The following is a 19386-nucleotide window of genomic DNA, read 5'->3' as shown; positions in this document are numbered from 1 at the left end:
TGGAACTCGGACTGCCGGCACTGCCGGCCAGGCCGTACCCCGAGGAGGTGCGCGCGCGCCTCGCCGCCGACGCCGCGGAGCTGATCGGCCGCTACCCGGTGGCCCGGTCCGCCCTGCTCCCGCTGCTGCACCTCGTGCAGGCGGAGGAGGGCTTCGTCAGCGCGACCGGCATCCGGTTCTGCGCCGAGCAGCTGGACCTCACCACCGCCGAGGTGACCGCCGTCGCGACCTTCTACACCATGTACCGGCGTCGGCCGGCCGGGAAGTACCACGTCGGGGTCTGCACCAACACCCTCTGCGCGGTGCTCGGCGGCGACCAGATCTTCGACGAGCTCCAGCAGCACCTCGGCATCCGCAACAACGAGACCACCGAGGACGGCGAGATCTCGATCGAGCACATCGAGTGCAACGCCGCCTGCGACTACGCCCCCGTGGTGATGGTCAACTGGGAGTTCTTCGACAACCAGACTCCGGAGAGCGCCCGGCAGCTGGTCGACGACCTGCGCGCGGGCGAGGAGGTCCGGCCCACCCGTGGTGCCCGGCTCTGCAGCTTCAAGGAGTCCGCCCGGATCCTGGCCGGCTTCGCCGACGAGCGCGCCGGCGTCGTGGACGAGTCCGGGGCGGGCGGCGCGCCGTCGCTGGCCGGGCTGCGCCTGGCCAAGGGCGAGGCCCTGCCCGGCACCGCCGGCACCAAGGTCGTCTCCCCCCGCCACGAGGACACCCGCCACGAGGGCACCCGCCACGAGGGCACCCGCAGCGACGGTACCCACCGCGACGGCTCCCGCAGCGAGGGCACCCACCGCGACGGAACCGGCCACGAAGGGACCGAAGCGTGATGACGTCCGCCGAGCCGGCCGAGAAGCTGCTCACCCCCGTGCTCTCCGCGTCCTGGGACGACAGCCGCCCCTGGACGCTCGCCACCTACCGCCGTCACGCCGGCTACGAGGGCCTGAAGGCCGCCCTCGCGATGCCCCCGGACGACGTGATCGCCCTGGTCAAGGACTCCGGCCTGCGCGGCCGCGGCGGCGCCGGTTTCCCCACCGGCATGAAGTGGCAGTTCATCCCGCAGAACGACGGCAAGCCGCACTACCTGGTGGTGAACGCGGACGAGTCCGAGCCGGGCACCTGCAAGGACATCCCGCTGCTCTTCGCCAACCCGCACTCGCTGATCGAGGGCATGATCATCGCGTCCTACGCGATCCGCTGCGACCACGCCTTCGTCTACCTGCGCGGCGAGGTCGTCCCGGTGCTCCGCCGCCTCCAGGCCGCCGTCGCCGAGGCGTACGGGGCCGGGCTGCTCGGCAAGGACATCCTGGGCTCCGGCATCAACCTCGACATCACCGTGCACGCCGGCGCCGGCGCGTACATCTGCGGCGAGGAGACCGCCCTGCTGGACTCGCTGGAGGGGCGCCGCGGCCAGCCCCGGCTGCGCCCGCCGTTCCCGGCCATCGCCGGCCTCTACGCCTGTCCGACGGTGGTCAACAACGTCGAGTCGATCGCCTCGGTGCCGCCGATCCTGGCCAAGGGCAAGGAGTGGTTCAAGGGCCTGGGCACCGAGAAGTCCCCGGGCTTCACGCTCTACTCGCTCTCCGGCCACGTCACCAACCCCGGCCAGTACGAGGCCCCGCTCGGCATCACCCTGCGCCAGCTGTTGGACATCAGCGGGGGCGTCCGGGCCGGGCACCGGCTCAAGTTCTGGACGCCGGGCGGCTCGTCCACCCCGATGTTCACCGACGAGCACCTCGACGTCCCGCTCGACTACGAGGGGGTCGGCGCGGCCGGCTCGATGCTCGGCACCAAGGCGCTGCAGATCTTCGACGAGACCACCTGCGTCGTCCGGGCCGTGACCCGCTGGACGGAGTTCTACGCCCACGAGTCCTGCGGCAAGTGCACGCCGTGCCGCGAGGGCACCTACTGGCTGGTCCAGCTGCTCAAGCGGATCGAGTCCGGGGAGGGCGTCGACGGCGACCTGGAGAAGCTGCTCGACATCGCCGACAACATCAACGGCAAGTCCTTCTGCGCCCTGGGCGACGGCGCGGCCAGCCCGATCGTCTCCTCGCTCCAGTACTTCCGGGCCGAGTACGAGCAGCACCTCGCCGAGCGCCGCTGCCCGTTCGACCCGGCCGCCTCCACCGTCTGGGCCGACGGCCCCCGCCCCGGCCACCAGTCCGCCACCGAAAGGGAGGTGCACGCGTGACGATCACAGAGCCATCCACCTCCACGGGCGACACGGGCGACAAGCCCGCGGTCGAGCTGGTCACGCTCACCATCGACGGCGTCGAAGTGCAGGTCCCCAAGGGGACGTTGGTGATCAGGGCCGCCGAGCAGATCGGCACCCAGATCCCGCGCTTCTGCGACCACCCGCTGCTCGATCCGGCCGGCGCCTGCCGGCAGTGCATCGTCGAGATCGAGGGCCAGCGAAAGCCGGTCGCCTCCTGCACCATCCCGGTGGCCGAGGGCATGGTGGTCCGTACGCAGGTCAGCTCGCCGGTGGCCGAGAAGGCGCAGCGCGGCGTGATGGAGCTGCTGCTGATCAACCACCCGCTGGACTGCCCAGTCTGCGACAAGGGCGGCGAGTGCCCGCTGCAGAACCAGGCGATGTCGACCGGCGACACCGACTCCCGCTTCGAGGGGATGAAGCGCACCTACGAGAAGCCGATCCCGCTCAGCACCCAGGTGCTGCTGGACCGCGAGCGCTGCGTGCTCTGCGCCCGCTGCACCCGCTTCTCGCAGCAGATCGCCGGGGACCCGTTCATCGACCTGGTCGAGCGCGGCGCCCTCCAGCAGGTCGGCACCGGCGACGCCGAGCCGCTCGACTCCTACTTCTCCGGCAACACCATCCAGATCTGCCCGGTCGGCGCTCTCACCTCGGCGGCTTATCGTTTCCGCTCCCGCCCGTTCGACCTGGTCTCCTCGCCGAGCGTCTGCGAGCACTGCTCCTCCGGCTGCGCCCAGCGCACCGACCACCGGCGCGGCAAGGTGCTGCGCCGGCTGGCGGGGGAGGACCCGGCGGTCAACGAGGAGTGGAACTGCGACAAGGGCCGGTTCGCCTTCCGCTACGCCCAGCAGCGCGACCGGTTCACCACCCCGCTCGTCCGCGACGGTGCCGGTGAGCTGGCCCCGGCCTCCTGGCCGGAGGCGCTGGCCAAGGCCGCCGAGGGTCTGCGCGGCGCCCCCACCGGCGTGCTCACCGGCGGCCGGGTCACCGTCGAGGACGCCTACGCCTACGCCAAGTTCGCCCGGGTGGTGCTCGGCACCAACGACGTGGACTTCCGCGCCCGCCCGCACAGCGGAGAGGAGGCGGCCTTCCTGGCCGCCGTCGTGGCCGGCCGCGGCACCGACCTCGACGGGAGCGGCGTCACCTACGAGGAGCTGGAGGGCGCCCCGGCCGTCCTGCTCGCGGGCTTCGAGCCCGAGGAGGAGTCGCCGATCGTCTTCCTGAGGCTGCGCAAGGCGACGCGCGCCGGCGGCCTCAAGGTGTTCTCGATCGCCGCCTTCGGCTCCCGGGGCCTGACCAAGCTGCGCGGCGCGCTGCTGCCCGCCGCCCCAGGCACCGAGGCCGAGTGGCTGGCCGCGCTCGCCGCCGACGAGCCGCTGAACGACGACGCCAGCCGCGCCGGGGGGCTGCTGCGCACCCCCGGTGCCGTCATCCTGGTCGGCGAGCGGCTGGCCGCCACCCCCGGCGCACTGACCGCCGCCCTGCGACTGTCCCACGCCACCGGCGCCCGGCTCGCCTGGGTGCCGCGCCGGGCCGGTGAGCGCGGCGCGGTCGAGGCCGGCGCACTGCCGGGGCTGCTGCCCGGTGGCCGTCCGGTCTCGGCGCCGGCTGCGCGCGCCGAGGCCGCCGCCGCCTGGGGGGTGGCCGAACTCCCCGCCCGGCCCGGCCGGGACACCGAGGACATCCTCGGCGCGGCCTTCGGCGGCGAACTCGGCGCGCTGCTCGTCGGCGGCGTCGACCTGGACGACCTTCCGGACCCGGCGCTCGCCGAGCAGGCGCTGGCCGCCGTGCCGTTCGTGGTCTCGCTGGAGCTGCGACCGTCCGCCGTCACCGCGCACGCCGACGTGGTGCTGCCGGTCGCCGCGGTGGCCGAGAAGGCCGGCACCTTCCTGGACTGGGAGGGCCGGGTGCGGATGTTCGAGGCCGCGCTCAAGCCCGACCAGCAGATGGGCCGTCACTTCCACCCGGACGCCCGGGTGCTGAACATGCTGGCCGACGCGCTGGGCCACCGGCTCGGCCTGGCCGACGTGCGGGCCGTCCGGCTGGAGCTGAACCGGTTCGCGCCGTGGGCGGGGGACCGGGCCACCGACCCGGCCACCCACCCGGGGCTGCTGCCCCGGCCGGCCACCGGCCAGGCGGTGCTCGCGGGTTGGCGGCAGCTGTTGGACAACGGCACGCTCCAGCAGGGGGACCAGCACCTCGCGGGGACGAGGCACCGGGCGGTCGCCCGGATCTCGCCGGTCACCGCGGAGGAGATCGGCGTGACGGAGGGGCCGTCCGCCGCCCTGCGGCTGACCGGTCCGGCCGGGTCGCTGACGCTGCCGCTGGAGATCACCAAGGACATCCCGGACCGCACGGTCTGGATCCCGCTCAACTCGACCCCGGGCGGCGCCCATCGCGCCCTCGGCACCACCGTGGGCCACCTGGTCACCATCGCGGCCGCCACCATCGGCGCCGCCGCCGTAACGGCCAGCACCGAGACTCCCGGCACCCCCGGCACTGAGGCCGACCCGACCCCGGAGGAGGAGCTGTGAACCTCGCCGCGTACGAGACCCTGGGCTTCTTCGGCCGCGACCCCTGGTGGCTGGTGCTGCTGAAGGCGGTCTTCTGCTTCGCCTTCCTGGTCGGCACGGTGCTGATCGCGATCGTCTGGGAGCGCAAGGTCGTGGCCTGGATGCAGCTGCGCATCGGCCCCAACCGGCACGGCCCCTGGGGCATGCTGCAGTCGCTCGCGGACGGCGTGAAGCTGGCGCTCAAGGAAGACCTGGTGGTCACGAGCGCCGACAAGGCGGTCTACATCCTGGCCCCGATCGTCTGCGCCATCCCCGCGTTCATGGCCTTCGCGGTGATCCCGTTCGGCCCGGCCGGTGACGAGGTGTCGATCTTCGGCACCCGGACGCCGCTCCAGCTGACCGACTTCCCGGTGGCGCTGCTCTACATCCTGGCGACGGCCTCGGTCGGCATCTACGGCATCGTGCTGGCCGGCTGGTCGTCCGGTTCGACGTACCCGCTGCTCGGCGGGATCCGTTCGTCCGCGCAGATGATCAGCTACGAGATCGCGATGGGACTGTCCTTCGCGGCGGTGTTCATCTACTCGGGGTCGATGTCCACCTCGGAGATCGTCGCCTCGCAGCAGCCGACCTGGTTCGCGGTCCTGCTGCCGGTCTCCTTCATCGTCTACATCATCGCGATGGTCGGGGAGACCAACCGGGCGCCGTTCGACCTCCCGGAGGCCGAGGGCGAGCTGGTCGGCGGCTTCAACACCGAGTACTCCTCGCTGAAGTTCGCGATGTTCATGCTGGCCGAGTACGTCAACATGGTCACCGTCTCGGCGGTCGCGTCCACCCTCTTCCTGGGCGGCTGGCGCGCGCCCTGGCCGGTCTCCACCTTCTGGGAGGGGGCCAACCACGGCTGGTGGCCGATGCTCTGGATCATCCTCAAGATCCAGCTGCTGCTCTTCTTCTTCATCTGGCTGCGCGGCACCCTGCCCCGGCTCCGCTACGACCAGTTCATGAAGCTGGGCTGGAAGGTGCTGATCCCGGTCTCGCTGGTCTGGCTGGTCATGGTCTCCAGCGTCCGGGCGCTGCGGAACGAGGGCTACGACTTCGGCGAGGTGGTGCTGTACGTCGGTGCCCCGGTCGGCGCGATCCTGCTGCTCGCCCTGGCGCGGGACGTCGTGAAGCGCAAGCCCGAGCCGGAGGAGGCGGTCCCGTCCGCGGGGAAGTTCGACCCGATGGCGGGCGGGTACCCGGTGCCGCCGCTGCCCGGCCAGAAGCTCCAGCCGGTCCCGCGCCGGCGCAGCCGCGCCCCGAAGCAACTCCAGGACGCCCTCAACGGGGCCGACCATTCCGAAGGGAGCTGAACCGAGATGTCGTCCGACCAGAACGGCAGCGGCGACCGGCCAGACCGGCCCGACAAGCCTTCCGTCCTCGGGCCGGCCGCCGGCTTCGGCGTGACCTTCAAGGCCATGTTCAAGAAGCGGCTCACCGAGCAGTACCCGGAGCAGAAGAAGCCCACCGCTCCGCGCTTCCACGGCCGCCACCAGCTGAACCGGCACCCGGACGGCCTGGAGAAGTGCGTCGGCTGCGAACTCTGCGCGTGGGCCTGCCCGGCCGACGCGATCTACGTCGAGGGCGCGGACAACCGCGAGGAGGAGCGCTACTCGCCCGGTGAGCGGTACGGCGCGGTCTACCAGATCAACTACGCCCGCTGCATCCTCTGCGGCCTCTGCATCGAGGCCTGTCCGACCCGCGCGCTCACCATGACCAACGAGTACGAGCTCGCGGACTCCTCCCGCCGGGACCTCATCTTCACCAAGGAGCAGCTGCTGGTCGGCCTCTCCGAGGGGATGGTCGACACCCCGCACGCGATCTTCCCCGGCGCCGACGAGGGCGCCTACTACCGGGGCGAGATCACCGCGGCGGCGCCGGGGACGGTTCCGCAGGAGCGCACCGACCGGGACAAGGAGGCCCAGCAGTGACCGCCTCCTCCACGCTGAACCTCGCCGCCGTGACGGGCGCGACCTCCACCGGTGAGGCCGTCCAGTTCTGGGTGCTCGCGGTGATCGCCGTCGGCGGCGCGCTGGGCATGCTGCTGATGAAGAAGGCCGTGCACAGCGCGCTCTGCCTGGCGGCCACCATGCTCGCCCTGGCGGTCTGTTACATGGCCCAGGGCGCGGTGTTCCTGGGTGTGGTGCAGATCGTCGTCTACACCGGCGCGATCATGATGCTCTTCCTCTTCGTGGTCATGCTGGTCGGTGTCACCAGCGCCGACTCGTTGAAGGAGCAGCTCAAGGGCCAGCGGTTCGCCGCGGTGCTCTGCGGGCTGGGCTTCGGCGTGCTGCTGATCGCGGGCATCGCCAACGCCAAGCTGGACACCTTCACCGGCCTCGCCGAGGCCAACGCCGAGGGCAACGTCCAGGGCCTGGCCCGGCTGATCTTCACCAAGTACGTCTGGGCGTTCGAGGTCACCGGCGCGCTGCTGATCACGGCCGCGATCGGCGCCATGGTGCTGACCCACCGCGAGCACGTGAAGGCCCCGAAGACCCAGCGCGAGCTGGCGGCCCGGCGGATCCTGGACAACATCCAGGTCCCGCCGCTGCCCGCGCCCGGCGTCTACGCCCGGCACAACGCGGTGGACGTCCCCGGCCTGCTGCCGGACGGCACGGCCGCCGAGGACTCGGTGATGGGGACGCTGCGCGAGCGCGGCCAGATCCGCGACGTCAGCCAGGAGATGCTCCGGCGGATGGCCGAGCTGGAGTCGACCACCGCCGACTGGCTGGGCCGCGCGCCGTCCGAGCGCCCGTCGGTGACCGGCCCGCGCAACGGTCCGGGCAACGGCCCGGCCAACGGTTCCGGCAAGGGCTTGGGCAAGGGCCCGCGCAACGGCCCGGGCAACGGTTCGGGCAAGGGGTCGGGCAAGGGCTCGGGCAACGGCCCGCACAAGGAGCTGGAACCGGCGGGTACCAACAACCACACCGCGTCGAACGGCCACGACGAGGAGGGCGCGGAGTGAATCCGGTCAACTACCTCTATCTCTCCGCCCTGTTGTTCACCATCGGCGCCTCCGGCGTGCTGATCCGACGCAACGCGATCGTCCTGTTCATGTGCGTCGAGCTGATGCTCAACGCCTCGAACCTGGCCCTGGTCACCTTCTCCCGGCTGCACGGCAACCTGGACGGCCAGATCATCGCCTTCTTCACCATGGTGGTCGCGGCGGCCGAGGTCGTGGTCGGCCTCGCCATCATCGTCTCCATCTTCCGGACCAGGCACTCCGCTTCGGTCGACGACAGCAATCTGATGAAGCTGTAGGCGGAGGGCCTTCGGTGAACTCTCTCATTCCGCTGCTCGTGGCGGCTCCGCTGGCCGGTGCTGCCCTGCTGCTGCTCGGCGGCCGGTTCTTCGACCGCTTCGGTCACTGGCTCGCCACCGCGCTGGCCGCGCTCTCCTTCGGCTTCGGGCTCGCCCTGTTCTCGGACATGCTGGGCCGCCCCGCCGAGGAACGCGCCGTCACCAAATTCCTGTACACCTGGATCCCGGTGAACGGCTTCCAGGCCGACGTCTCGTTCCTGCTCGACCAGCTCTCGATCACCTTCGTCCTGCTGATCACCGGCGTGGGCACGCTGATCCACCTCTACTCGGTGGGGTACATGGCGCACGACGAGCGCCGGCGCCGCTTCTTCGGGTACCTGAACCTGTTCCTGGCGGCCATGGTGCTGCTGGTGATCGCCGACAACTACCTCCTCCTGTACGTCGGTTGGGAGGGCGTGGGCCTCGCCTCGTACCTGCTGATCGGCTTCTGGCAGCACAAGCCGAGCGCCGCGACGGCCGCCAAGAAGGCGTTCATCGTCAACCGCGTCGGTGACATGGGCCTCTCCATCGCGATCATGCTGATGTTCGCGGAGTTCGGGTCCTTCGCCTTCGGGCCGGTCTTCCAGGACGCCGGCCAGGCCAGTGAGGGCAAGCTGACGGCGATCGGCCTGATGCTGCTGCTGGCGGCCTGCGGCAAGTCCGCCCAGGTGCCGCTGCAGTCCTGGCTCGGGGACGCCATGGAGGGCCCGACCCCGGTCTCGGCCCTGATCCACGCGGCCACCATGGTGACCGCCGGTGTCTACCTGATCGTCCGCTCCGGTGCGATCTTCAACCTGGCGCCGGACGCCCAGACCGCCGTGGTGGCGGTCGGCGCGGTCACGCTGCTCTTCGGTGCGATCATCGGTTGCGCCAAGGACGACATCAAGAAGGCGCTGGCCGGGTCGACCATGTCGCAGATCGGCTACATGATCCTGGCGGCCGGCCTCGGCCCGATCGGCTACGCCTTCGCGATCATGCACCTGGTCACGCACGGCTTCTTCAAGGCCGGGCTGTTCCTCGGCGCGGGGTCGGTCATGCACGGCATGAACGACGAGGTGAACATGCGTCACTACGGCGGCCTGCGCAAGTACATGCCGGTCACCTTCGTCACCTTCGGCCTCGCCTACCTGGCCATCATCGGCTTCCCCGGCCTGTCCGGCTTCTTCTCCAAGGACAAGATCATCGAGGCGGCCTTCGCCAAGGGCGGCACCGAGGGCTGGATCCTCGGGGTCTGCACCCTCGTCGGTGCGGCCGTCACCGCGTTCTACATGACCCGGGTGATGATCCTGACCTTCTTCGGCGAGAAGCGCTGGCAGCCCGACACCGAGGGGCACGACCCGCACCCGCACGAGTCGCCGGGCACCATGACGATCCCGATGATCGTGCTGGCCTTCGGCTCGGTCTTCGCGGGCGGGCTGTTCGTCCTGAACAGTTCCTTCCTCGACTGGCTGGAGCCGGTCACCGGCCACGAGGAGGGCCACTCGCCGCTCTCCGCACTGACGGTCACCCTGCTCGCCACGGTCTGCATGGTGATCGGCGTCGTGGTCTCGTACCTGATGTACGGGCGCTCCGCCGTCCCCGTGGTGCCGCCGGTCGGTTCCGCGCTCACCCGGGCCGCCCGCCGTGACCTGCTCCAGGACGACTTCAACCACGCCGTCCTGGTCCGGCCCGGCTCGGCGCTCACCGCGGCCCTGGTCTACTTCGACAGCCGCGGCCTGGACGGCTTCGTCAACGGCCTGGCCGCCGCCATCGGCGGCATCTCCAGCCGGCTGCGGCGGATCCAGAACGGCTACGTCCGCTCGTACGCGCTCTCCATGTTCGGCGGCACGCTGGTGCTGGTCGCCACGACTCTCCTGATGAGGTCCGTCTGATGAATAGGCCCGAAAACCGTTGGGGGGTACGGCCCGTGAGCGAGCGGCGGGGGCACCCCCGGCCGACGGCCGGGGGAGGACGAGGCACCGACCGGCGCGGGTGGGCGGACGCCCCCGCCGGGCGTCGGGGGTCCCCCCGGCCGGCGGCTGGGGCAGGGGTGGCGGCATGAGCTACCTGCTGTCCGTCACCTGCGCCGTCCCGGCGGCCGGCGCGGTGCTCACCGCCGCGCTGCCCGCCGGGTCCACCGAGGCCCGGCGGCGGACCACCAAGGCCGTCGCGCTCGGCGTCTCGGCCGTCACCCTGGCCCTGGCCGCCGCCGTGGCCGTGCGGTTCGAGCCGGGCGGGGCGCGCTACCAGCTGACCGAGTCCTACAGCTGGATCCGCTCCTTCGGCATCGACTTCTCGCTCGGCGTGGACGGCATCGGCACCGTGCTGGCACTGCTCACCGCGGTGCTGGTCCCGATCGTGATGCTGGCCTCCTGGCACGACGCCGACCCGGGGCCCGCCGCGCCGGACGGCACCTTCGAGAACCGCAGGCGCACCCAGGGCTTCTTCGCCCTGATCCTGGCGGTCGAGGCGATGGTGATCGTCTCCTTCTACGCCACCGACGTCTTCGTCTTCTACGTCTTCTTCGAAGCCATGCTGATCCCGATGTACTTCCTGATCGGCGGCTTCGGCGACAGGGCGGGCGGCCCCGAGTCGGCACGCCAGCGCTCGTACGCCGCGGTGAAGTTCCTGCTCTACAACCTGCTCGGCGGCCTGGTCATGCTGGCCGCCGTGATCGGCCTGTACGTGATCGCGCAGGACCAGGGCTTCGCGACCTTCGACCTGCCGACGCTGACCGGTGCGATCGCCGACGGCCGGCTGGTGCTCAGCGGCACCGCCGAGAAGGCGCTGTTCCTCGGCTTCTTCTTCGCCTTCGCGGTGAAGGCCCCGCTCTGGCCGCTGCACACCTGGCTGCCGAACGCGATGGGGGAGTCCACCGCCGGAACGGCCGTGCTGATCACCGCGGTGGTCGACAAGGTCGGCACCTTCGCGATGCTCCGCTACTGCCTCGGCCTCTTCCCGGACGCCTCGAAGACCTTCGCTCCGGCGATCCTGGTCCTCTCGGTGATCGGGATCATCTACGGCGCGCTGCTCGCCATCGGCCAGAAGGACATCAAGCGGCTGGTCGCCTACGCCTCCATCTCGCACTTCGGCTTCATCATCATGGGCATCTTCGCGCTGACCAGCCAGGGCCAGAGCGGCGCCACCCTCTACATGGTGAACCACGGCATCTCCACCGCCGCGTGGATGCTGGTGGCCGGCTTCCTGATCTCCCGCCGCGGCTCCCGCCTGATCGCCGACTACGGCGGCGTGCAGAAGGTCGCCCCGGTGCTCGCCGGGACGTTCCTGATCGGCGGCCTGGCCACCCTCTCGCTGCCCGGCCTGGCGCCGTTCGTCAGCGAGTTCCTCGTCCTGGTCGGCACCTTCACCCGGTACCCGGCGATCGGCATCGTCGCCACCTTCGGCATCGTGCTCGCCGCGCTCTACGCCCTGCTGCTCTACCAGCGCACCATGACCGGCCCGGTCAAGGACGGGGTGCGCAGCATGTCCGACCTCAAGGTGCGCGAGCTCGCGGTCGTCGCCCCGCTGGTGGCGCTGACCGTCCTGCTCGGCGTCTACCCGAAGCCGCTCACCGACATCGTCAACCCGGCGGTGGACGCGACCCTCTCGCAGGTCCACCAGTCCGACCCGGCACCGGCCCACCCGGTCGCCGCCCACGGAGACGCCACCTCAGGAGGTGAGCACAAGTGAGCACCACCGGATGGCTCGCCGCCGCCGGCGGCAACAGCCTCGCCGCCGCCGGGGGCAACACCCAGAGCATCCCGGCGCCGCACATCGAGTACGGGCTGCTCTCCCCGATGCTGGTGGTGTTCGCCACCGCCGTGGCGGGCGTCCTGCTGGAGGCCTTCGTCCCGCGCCGGCACCGGCACCGGGCCCAGGTCTGGCTGGCCCTGCTCGGCCTGGCCGGCGCGTTCACCGCCGTCGTGGTGCTCGCCTCCCAGGGCTACGGCTCCACCAAGGTCGACCTGCTGGCGATGGGCGCGATCGCGCTGGACGGCCCGGCGCTCTTCCTGCAGGGCGTGATCCTGCTGGCCGCCGTGGTCGCGGTGCTCACCTACGCCGAGCGCAGGCTGGAGCCCAAGGCCGGCGGCGAGCCGGCCGACGCCTTCGCGGCGCAGGCCGCCGCCACCCCGGGCGGCGAGCAGGAGCGCGCCGCGGTCCGGGCGGGCTTCGGCACCAGCGAGGTCTTCCCGCTGACCATGTTCGCGGTCGGCGGCATGCTGCTCTTCCCCGCGGCCAACGACCTGCTGACCATGTTCGTGGCGCTGGAGGTCTTCTCCCTCCCGCTGTACCTGCTCTGCGCGCTGGCCCGCCGGCGCCGGCTGCTCTCCCAGGAGGCGGCGGTCAAGTACTTCCTGCTCGGCGCCTTCGCCTCGGCGTTCTTCCTCTTCGGAACCGCCCTGCTGTACGGGTACGCGGGCAGCGTGCGGCTCGGCGACATCGCGGACGTCATCTCCGGCAAGGCGCTGGCCACCCCGGCCCTGCTCTCCACCACCCAGAACGACGCGCTGCTGCTGGTGGGCCTGGCGATGCTCGCGGTCGGCCTGCTCTTCAAGGTCGGCGCGGTGCCGTTCCACTCCTGGACCCCGGACGTCTACCAGGGCGCGCCGACCCCGGTCACCGGTTTCATGGCGGCCGCGACCAAGGTGGCCGCGTTCGGCGCCTTCCTCCGGCTGTTCTACGTGGCCTTCCCGGGCCTGCGGCTGGACTGGCGGCCGGTGCTCTGGGGCGTGGCGATCCTGACCATGGTGGTCGGCGCGATCCTGGCCGTCACCCAGCAGGACGTGAAGCGGCTGCTCGCCTACTCCTCCATCGCGCACGCCGGTTTCATCCTGACCGGTGTGATCGCCACCAACAAGCAGGGCCTCAGCTCGGTGCTGTTCTACCTGCTGGCGTACTCCTTCGTGACGCTCGGCGCCTTCGCCGTGGTCACCCTGGTGCGCGACTCCAAGGGCGAGGCCACCCACCTGTCCAGCTGGGCCGGGCTGGGCCGGCGCTCGCCGCTGGTCGCGGCGGTCTTCGCGCTCTTCCTGCTGGCCTTCGCGGGGATCCCGCTCACCTCGGGCTTCACCGGGAAGTTCGCGGTCTTCCAGGCCGCGGCGGCGGGCGGGGCGACCCCGCTGGTGATCGTCGGTGTGCTCAGCTCGGCGGTGGCCGCGTTCTTCTACATCAGGGTGATCGTGCTGATGTTCTTCTCCGACCCGCAGCCGGGCGGCCCGACCGTGGCCATCCCGAGCGCCTTCACGGCCACGGCGATCGGCTTCGGAGTCCTCGTCACCCTCGGCCTCGGCCTGCTTCCGCAGTACTTCCTGGACCTGGCGTCGAAGGCCTCGCTCTTCGTCCGCTGAGCCCCGGGCCGGCCACCCGCCGGCGCTCCGCCGTCCGGGCCGCGCGCGCATCCGCGCGGCCCGGACGCGCCGCTCCCGGACCGGCTCCGACCAGCGCGTCCGGCCCGACCATGACAGGATCCGCACGCCCGTGCAGTGATCCACTCGCGACCGGATACCCTGCCTGTATGGCCAGCGGCGGCACTCAGGGACCAGGCCGCTAGATCGACCAGGGACAGAGGAGTGGTCTTCGTGACCGTCGTGGGACCCTTTGGGCTCAGCGTGCAGGACCGCGATCTGACCCGTGACGTCCAGGCCGGGATGGACGCGGTGGAGGCCGCGCTCATCGAGGCCGTGAAGAGCGACGTCCCGCTCGTGACCGTCACCGCCAGCCACCTGATGGAAGCGGGCGGCAAGCGCTTCCGCCCCCTGCTGGTGATGCTCGCCGCCCAGTTCGGTGACGCCAACGCCCCCGGTGTGGTGCCGGCCGCCGTCGTCGTCGAGCTGACCCACCTCGCGACGCTCTACCACGACGACGTGATGGACGAGGCCCCCGTGCGCCGCGGCGCCCCCAGCGCCAACTCGCGCTGGGACAACTCGGTCGCCATCCTCACCGGCGACTTCCTCTTCTCCCGTGCCTCCCAGGTGCTCGCCGACCTCGGCCCGGAGGCCGTCCGCGTGCAGGCCGACGCCTTCGAGCGGCTGGTCACCGGCCAGATCCTGGAGACGGCCGGTCCCGGCCCGGACGACGACCCGCTGCACCACTACCTCGACGTGCTCGCCGGCAAGACCGGTTCGCTGATCGCCGTCTCCTGCCGGATAGGAGCACTGCTGGCCGGCGCCGAGCCCTGGATCACGGACATCCTCAGCGCGTACGGCGAGCGCATCGGCATCGCGTTCCAGCTGGCCGACGACGTGATCGACATCGCCAGTGACGGTCACGAGTCCGGCAAGACCCCCGGCACCGACCTGCGCGAGGGCGTGGCGACCCTGCCCACCCTGCTGCTGCGGCAGATGCCGGTGGACGAGTCGGACCCGGCCGACCTGCGGCTGCGCGAGCTGATCGACTCCGACCTCGGCGACGACGAGCTGCACGCCGAGGCGCTGCGCCTGCTGCGCCGCCACCCGGCGCTGGAGCACGCCCGCCGGGAGACGCTGCGACACGCCGAGGAGGCCCGCGCGCTGCTCGGCCCGCTGCCGGAGGGCGCGGCCAAGGCGGCGCTCCAGGGACTCTGCGACGCGGTGGCCATCCGCACGATGTGAGGCGCCGGCCCGGACGAGTCCGGGACCCGGTGTGATTTGTCGCCCGGTGGTGGTGCGAGTAGGGAAGACTGGCCGTCGTCAGCTCAGCCCGCAGCACCGCCCGACCGGAAGGCCCCCATGCTTCGCGTCGTCATCGCCGAGGACTCCGTACTGCTGCGGGAGGGCCTGACCAGGCTGCTCACCGACCGGGGTCTGGAGGTCGTGGCAGGTGTCGGGGACGGTGAGGCGCTGCTGAAGGCCGTCCACGACCTGGCCGAGGGCGGCGCGCTGCCCGACGTGGTGGTCGCCGACGTCCGGATGCCCCCCACCCACACCGACGAGGGCGTCCGTGCCTGCGTCACGCTCCGCGGCCTCTACCCGGACCTGGGCGTCCTGGTGCTGTCGCAGTACGTGGAGGAGCGGTACGCCTCCGAGCTGCTGGCCGGTTCCACCCGGGGCGTGGGCTACCTGTTGAAGGACCGGGTGGCCGAGGTGCGCGAGTTCGTGGACGCGGTGGTCCGGGTCGCCGGCGGCGGCACCGCGCTGGACCCGGAGGTCGTGCAGCAGCTGCTCAGCCGCAGCCGCAAGGGCGACGTGCTGGCCGGGCTGACCCCGCGCGAGCGCGAGGTGCTCGGGCTGATGGCCGAGGGCCGGACCAACGCGGCGGTGGCCAAGCAGCTGGTGGTCTCGGACGGTGCGGTGGAGAAGCACGTCAGCAACATCTTCCTCAAGCTGGGCCTGACCCAGAGCTCCGAGGACCACCGCCGGGTGCTGGCGGTGCTCACCTACCTGAACTCGTAGTACGCACCCGAACACGTGGGATCCGAACACTTGGGATCCGGACGAACAGGATCCGGACGAACGGGTTCCGGGTGAACTCGTGCTGCCCGCCCGCCGGCCCGGTAGGAGGCCACGGCCCGGTATGAGACCGCGGCCTTGGGGCGTTGTACCGGGTGTGGCCGTGATTTCCCGACCGGGCGCGGTGGTGATTTCCGGCCCGGTGCGGTGGTGATTTCCGACCCGATGTGGCGGTGATTTCCCGCCGCATCGGGGAGTTCCGTCCAAGGCAATCCTTACCCGCATAGGATGCGAGAGGTGCACCAGGCGGACGGGGCACACGGCTCACGCCCGCGGCTGGTGCCCACGAGGAGGTCCGCGGCAGTGACCAGTCAGGTCGATCAGTCAGAAGCAGTGGACGGCTCGGACGGCGAAGAGGGCCGCTCCGGGGCGGGCGAGGACCGCTCCGGAGCCGCCGTGCCGCCGAGTCCGCAGCCCAGGCGCGCCAAGCCGATTCGCAGACTGGACCGGGTGATCATCCGGTTCGCCGGGGACTCCGGCGACGGTATGCAGCTCACCGGTGACCGCTTCACCTCGGAGACGGCGTCCTTCGGCAACGACCTCTCCACCCTGCCCAACTTCCCGGCCGAGATCCGGGCCCCTGCCGGAACGCTGCCGGGCGTCTCGTCCTTCCAGCTGCACTTCGCCGACCACGACATCCTGACCCCGGGGGACGCGCCCAACGTCCTGGTGGCGATGAACCCGGCCGCCCTCAAGGCGAACCTGCCGGACCTGCCGCGGGGCGCGGAGATCATCGTCAACACCGACGAGTTCACCAAGCGGGCCCTGGCCAAGGTCGGCTACCCGGCCGACCCGCTGGCCGACGGCTCGCTGGAGGCCTTCCACCTGCACAAGGTGCCGCTGACGACGCTGACCCTCGAAGCGCTCAAGGACAGCGGCCTGGCCCGCAAGGACGCCGAGCGGGCGAAGAACATGTTCGCCCTGGGTCTGCTCTCCTGGATGTACCACCGGCCCACCCGCGGCACCGAGACCTTCCTGCGCAGCAAGTTCGCGAAGAAGCCGCAGATCGCCGAGGCCAACATCAGCGCCTTCCGGGCGGGCTGGAACTTCGGTGAGACGACGGAGTCCTTCGCGGTCTCCTACGAGGTGCCGCCGGCCAAGCTGCCACCGGGCCGCTACCGCAACATCTCGGGGAACCTGGCCCTCTCCTACGGCCTGATCGCCGCCGCCGAGCGCTCCGGGCTGCCGCTCTACCTCGGCTCGTACCCGATCACCCCGGCCTCGGACATCCTGCACGAGCTGAGCAAGCACAAGAACTTCGGGGTCCGCACCTTCCAGGCCGAGGACGAGATCGCCGGCATCGGCGCGGCGCTCGGCGCGGCCTTCGGCGGCGCGCTCGGCGTGACCACCACCTCGGGCCCGGGCGTGGCGCTCAAGAGCGAGACCATCGGTCTGGCCGTCTCGCTCGAACTGCCGCTGCTGGTGGTCGACATCCAGCGCGGCGGGCCGTCCACCGGGCTGCCGACCAAGACCGAGCAGGCGGATCTCCTGCAGGCGATGTTCGGGCGCAACGGCGAGGCGCCGGTGCCGATCGTGGCCCCGGCCACTCCGGCCGAGTGCTTCGACGCGGCGCTGGAGGCGGCACGGATCGCGGTGACCTACCGGACGCCGGTGTTCCTGCTCTCGGACGGCTACCTGGCCAACGGCTCCGAGCCGTGGCGGATCCCCGAGGTCGGCGAACTGCCCGCGATCGAGCCGGACTTCGCCACCGGCCCGAACCGGGAGGACGGCGCGTTCTGGCCCTACCTGCGCGACCCCCAGACGCTGGCCCGCCCCTGGGCGGTGCCCGGCACCCCGGGCCTGGAGCACCGGATCGGCGGCATCGAGAAGCAGGACGGCACCGGCAACATCTCGTACGACCCGGCCAACCACGACTTCATGGTCCGCACCCGGCAGGCCAAGGTGGACGGGATTACCGTTCCTGCTATCGATGTTGACGACCCGTCCGGCGATGCGCGGGTGCTGGTGCTCGGCTGGGGTTCGACCTACGGGCCGATCACCGCGGCCGTCCGCAGGGTCCGCGCGGACGGCGGCCGCGTCGCCCAGGCCCACCTGCGGAACCTGAACCCCTTCCCGGCCAATCTCGGCTCGGTGCTGAAGGGTTATGACAAGGTCATCGTCCCCGAGATGAACCTCGGACAGCTGGCGCTGCTGCTGCGCGCCAAGTACCTGGTGGATGCGCAGTCCTACAACCAGGTACGCGGACTTCCTTTCAAGGCGGCCCAGTTGGCGGATGTTCTGTGGGCGGCGGTCGGCAGCCTGGACGAGTCGCCGCACGAGTCGCCGCACGAGTCGCCGCACGAATCGGCGGGTGAGCCGGCGGCCGTGTCGGCGGGCGAGGAGGACAACCGATGAGCGAGCAGTTCCCCTCGTTGAAGCTGGTCCCGAAGAGCGAGGCGCCGCAGAGCGCCAAGGACTTCAAGACGGACCAGGAGGTGCGATGGTGCCCGGGGTGCGGTGACTACGCGATCCTGGCGGCCGTGCAGTCCTTCATGCCGGAGCTGGGGATCAAGCGGGAGAACACCGTCTTCGTCTCCGGGATCGGCTGTTCCTCGCGCTTCCCGTACTACATGAACACCTACGGCGTTCACTCGATCCACGGCCGCGCGCCGGCCATCGCCACCGGGCTCGCCTCGTCCCGGCAGGACCTGAGCGTGTGGGTGGTGACGGGTGACGGCGATGCGCTCTCGATCGGCGGCAACCACCTGATCCACGCGCTGCGGCGGAACGTCAACCTGAAGATCCTGCTGTTCAACAACCGGATCTACGGCCTCACCAAGGGCCAGTACTCGCCGACCAGCGAGGTCGGCAAGATCACCAAGTCGACGCCGATGGGCTCGCTGGACGCCCCGTTCAACCCGCTCTCGCTGGCGATCGGCGCGGAGGCGTCGTTCGTCGCGCGGACGATCGACTCCGACCGCCAGCACCTCCAGTCGGTGCTGCGGGCGGCGGCCGAGCACGAGGGCACGGCGCTGGTGGAGATCTACCAGAACTGCAACATCTTCAACGACGGCGCCTTCGAGGTGCTGAAGGAGCCGGGCACCCGGGACGAGGCGCTGATCCGCCTGGAGCACGGACAGCCGATCCGGTTCGGTGCGGACCGCGCCCAGGGCGTCTTCCGCGGTCCGGACGGCGAGCTGTTCGTCGACGCCGTCACCGCCGGGAACGAGGCGTCGGTGGTCGTCCACGACGCCCACGCCGCGGGTCCGGCCGGGGCGTTCGCCCTCTCGCGGATCGCCGACACGGACACGCTGCACCACACTCCGATCGGCGTGCTGCGAAGCGTGAAGCGGCCGGTCTACGACGAGCTGATGGCCGCCCAGCTGGCCGCGGCGGCCGACCAGCGCGGCCGGGGCGAGCTGGCCGCGCTGCTGGCCGGGAACGACACCTGGACCGTCGACTGAGGCCGGTTGCACGGTGACGGCGCCCCCCGGCCTCGGCCGGGGGGCGCCGTCGTTCCTGCCGGCGGTTACTGCTGTCGTTCCTACCGCCGGTTCCTGCCGGCGGTTACTGCTGGACCCACTCGACCAGCTGGATCACGACCCCGTTCGGGTCGGTGACCTGGAACAGCTTCTCGCCCCACGGCTCCTCCAGCAGGGGCATGGTGATCTCCACGCCCTCGCTGCGGAGGCGGGCCTCCTCGTCCTCCAGGCCGGTGACGTTGAAGGCGAGGATCAGCCCGGCGGCGTGCTGGTCACGGAACCCTGCCGGCAGCACCTCGTTGCCGCGCCGCAGGTAGATCACGTTCATCCCGGAGTCCTCCCGTCCGAGCGAGACGAATCCGTCGGCGGCCATCTGCTCGGTGAACCCGAAGTGCGTCTGCAGGAAGGCCGAGGAGGCGGCCTCGTCCTCGACGGTGAGCGAAACGGCGGCGGCGGTGATCTGCATGGATGAGTGCCCTCTCGTCGGCGAA

At 71.2% G+C, this 19386-nt stretch carries 13 protein-coding genes and 2 pseudogenes; 14 read left to right on the top strand and 1 reads right to left on the bottom strand.

Features of this window, described 5'->3' with window-relative positions; translation table 11 throughout:
- Positions 1 to 11: 11 nt before the first annotated feature.
- The 14 genes and pseudogenes from nuoE to ACFC1F_RS00405 all read left to right on the top strand — a co-directional run bounded on the left by nuoE (position 12) and on the right by ACFC1F_RS00405 (position 18877).
- A complete protein-coding gene (gene nuoE / locus ACFC1F_RS00470) occupies positions 12 to 836 on the top strand; it encodes an NADH-quinone oxidoreductase subunit NuoE (protein ID WP_376154815.1) in 825 nt (274 codons plus the stop codon).
- Positions 836 to 2197 carry an NADH-quinone oxidoreductase subunit NuoF gene (nuoF, locus tag ACFC1F_RS00465; RefSeq protein WP_376154674.1) on the top strand — a complete coding sequence of 454 codons (1362 nt, stop codon included), beginning with the start codon at positions 836 to 838 and terminating at the stop codon, positions 2195 to 2197. The genes nuoE and nuoF overlap by 1 nt, the downstream gene beginning before the upstream one ends.
- Positions 2194 to 4752, top strand: coding sequence for an NADH-quinone oxidoreductase subunit G (locus ACFC1F_RS00460; RefSeq protein ID WP_376154672.1), 2559 nt, complete (start codon positions 2194 to 2196; stop codon positions 4750 to 4752). Before nuoF ends, ACFC1F_RS00460 begins: the two co-directional genes overlap by 4 nt.
- Entirely contained in the window at positions 4749 to 6080 is a 1332-nt protein-coding gene (nuoH, locus tag ACFC1F_RS00455) for an NADH-quinone oxidoreductase subunit NuoH (protein WP_376154670.1), read from the top strand. Before ACFC1F_RS00460 ends, nuoH begins: the two co-directional genes overlap by 4 nt.
- A 105-nt stretch (positions 6081 to 6185) precedes the next feature.
- Complete coding sequence (gene nuoI / locus ACFC1F_RS00450; RefSeq protein ID WP_376154814.1) at positions 6186 to 6698, top strand: NADH-quinone oxidoreductase subunit NuoI; 513 nt, start codon at positions 6186 to 6188, stop codon at positions 6696 to 6698.
- Between the two features lie 14 nt (positions 6699 to 6712).
- Positions 6713 to 7540: pseudogene (locus ACFC1F_RS00445) on the top strand (NADH-quinone oxidoreductase subunit J); the annotation flags it as partial.
- 188 nt (positions 7541 to 7728) lie between these two features.
- Positions 7729 to 8028 (top strand): NADH-quinone oxidoreductase subunit NuoK, encoded by a 300-nt coding sequence (gene nuoK, locus ACFC1F_RS00440; protein WP_209412994.1) that lies wholly within the window; start codon positions 7729 to 7731, stop codon positions 8026 to 8028.
- A 14-nt stretch (positions 8029 to 8042) separates the two neighbouring features.
- Entirely contained in the window at positions 8043 to 9938 is a 1896-nt protein-coding gene (gene nuoL / locus ACFC1F_RS00435) for an NADH-quinone oxidoreductase subunit L (RefSeq protein WP_376154668.1), read from the top strand.
- 166 nt (positions 9939 to 10104) lie between these two features.
- A complete protein-coding gene (locus tag ACFC1F_RS00430) occupies positions 10105 to 11736 on the top strand; it encodes an NADH-quinone oxidoreductase subunit M (RefSeq protein WP_209412996.1) in 1632 nt (543 codons plus the stop codon).
- A 68-nt stretch (positions 11737 to 11804) separates the two neighbouring features.
- Positions 11805 to 13394, top strand: a complete 1590-nt coding sequence (gene nuoN / locus ACFC1F_RS00425) for an NADH-quinone oxidoreductase subunit NuoN (protein ID WP_307853173.1) — start codon at positions 11805 to 11807, stop codon at positions 13392 to 13394.
- Positions 13395 to 13625: 231 nt separating this feature from the next.
- On the top strand, positions 13626 to 14636 hold the full coding sequence (locus ACFC1F_RS00420) for a polyprenyl synthetase family protein (RefSeq protein ID WP_376154666.1): 1011 nt from the start codon (positions 13626 to 13628) through the stop codon (positions 14634 to 14636).
- Positions 14637 to 14753: 117 nt separating this feature from the next.
- The gene (locus ACFC1F_RS00415; protein ID WP_376154665.1) at positions 14754 to 15416 is read left to right on the top strand and encodes a LuxR C-terminal-related transcriptional regulator; all 663 of its coding nucleotides are present in this window, start codon (positions 14754 to 14756) and stop codon (positions 15414 to 15416) included.
- Positions 15417 to 15776: 360 nt separating this feature from the next.
- A pseudogene (locus tag ACFC1F_RS00410) lies at positions 15777 to 17726 on the top strand (2-oxoacid:acceptor oxidoreductase subunit alpha); the annotation flags it as partial.
- 98 nt (positions 17727 to 17824) lie between these two features.
- Positions 17825 to 18877, top strand: a complete 1053-nt coding sequence (locus ACFC1F_RS00405) for a 2-oxoacid:ferredoxin oxidoreductase subunit beta (RefSeq protein WP_209413001.1) — start codon at positions 17825 to 17827, stop codon at positions 18875 to 18877.
- 103 nt (positions 18878 to 18980) lie between these two features.
- Here the strand turns inward: ACFC1F_RS00405 and ACFC1F_RS00400 are convergent, their stop codons facing one another.
- Positions 18981 to 19361 carry a VOC family protein gene (locus ACFC1F_RS00400; protein ID WP_209413002.1) on the bottom strand — a complete coding sequence of 127 codons (381 nt, stop codon included), beginning with the start codon at positions 19359 to 19361 and terminating at the stop codon, positions 18981 to 18983.
- Positions 19362 to 19386: the final 25 nt, after the last annotated feature.

It is taken from the genome of Kitasatospora sp. NPDC056181, assembly GCF_042266225.1.
Taxonomy (GTDB): Bacteria; Actinomycetota; Actinomycetes; order Streptomycetales; family Streptomycetaceae; genus Kitasatospora.
This window is presented reverse-complemented; position numbering and strand designations above follow the sequence as displayed.

Bases quoted from the DNA above. Each gene is read 5' to 3' on its own strand.
- nuoF (WP_376154674.1), top strand. From the start codon at position 836: ATGACGTCCGCCGAGCCGGCCGAGAAGCTGCTCACCCCCGTGCTCTCC.
- ACFC1F_RS00405 (WP_209413001.1), top strand. From the start codon at position 17,825: ATGAGCGAGCAGTTCCCCTCGTTGAAGCTGGTCCCGAAGAGCGAGGCG.
- ACFC1F_RS00430 (WP_209412996.1), top strand. From the start codon at position 10,105: ATGAGCTACCTGCTGTCCGTCACCTGCGCCGTCCCGGCGGCCGGCGCG.
- ACFC1F_RS00400 (WP_209413002.1), bottom strand. From the start codon at position 19,361: ATGCAGATCACCGCCGCCGCCGTTTCGCTCACCGTCGAGGACGAGGCC.
- nuoI (WP_376154814.1), top strand. From the start codon at position 6,186: ATGTTCAAGAAGCGGCTCACCGAGCAGTACCCGGAGCAGAAGAAGCCC.
- ACFC1F_RS00415 (WP_376154665.1), top strand. From the start codon at position 14,754: ATGCTTCGCGTCGTCATCGCCGAGGACTCCGTACTGCTGCGGGAGGGC.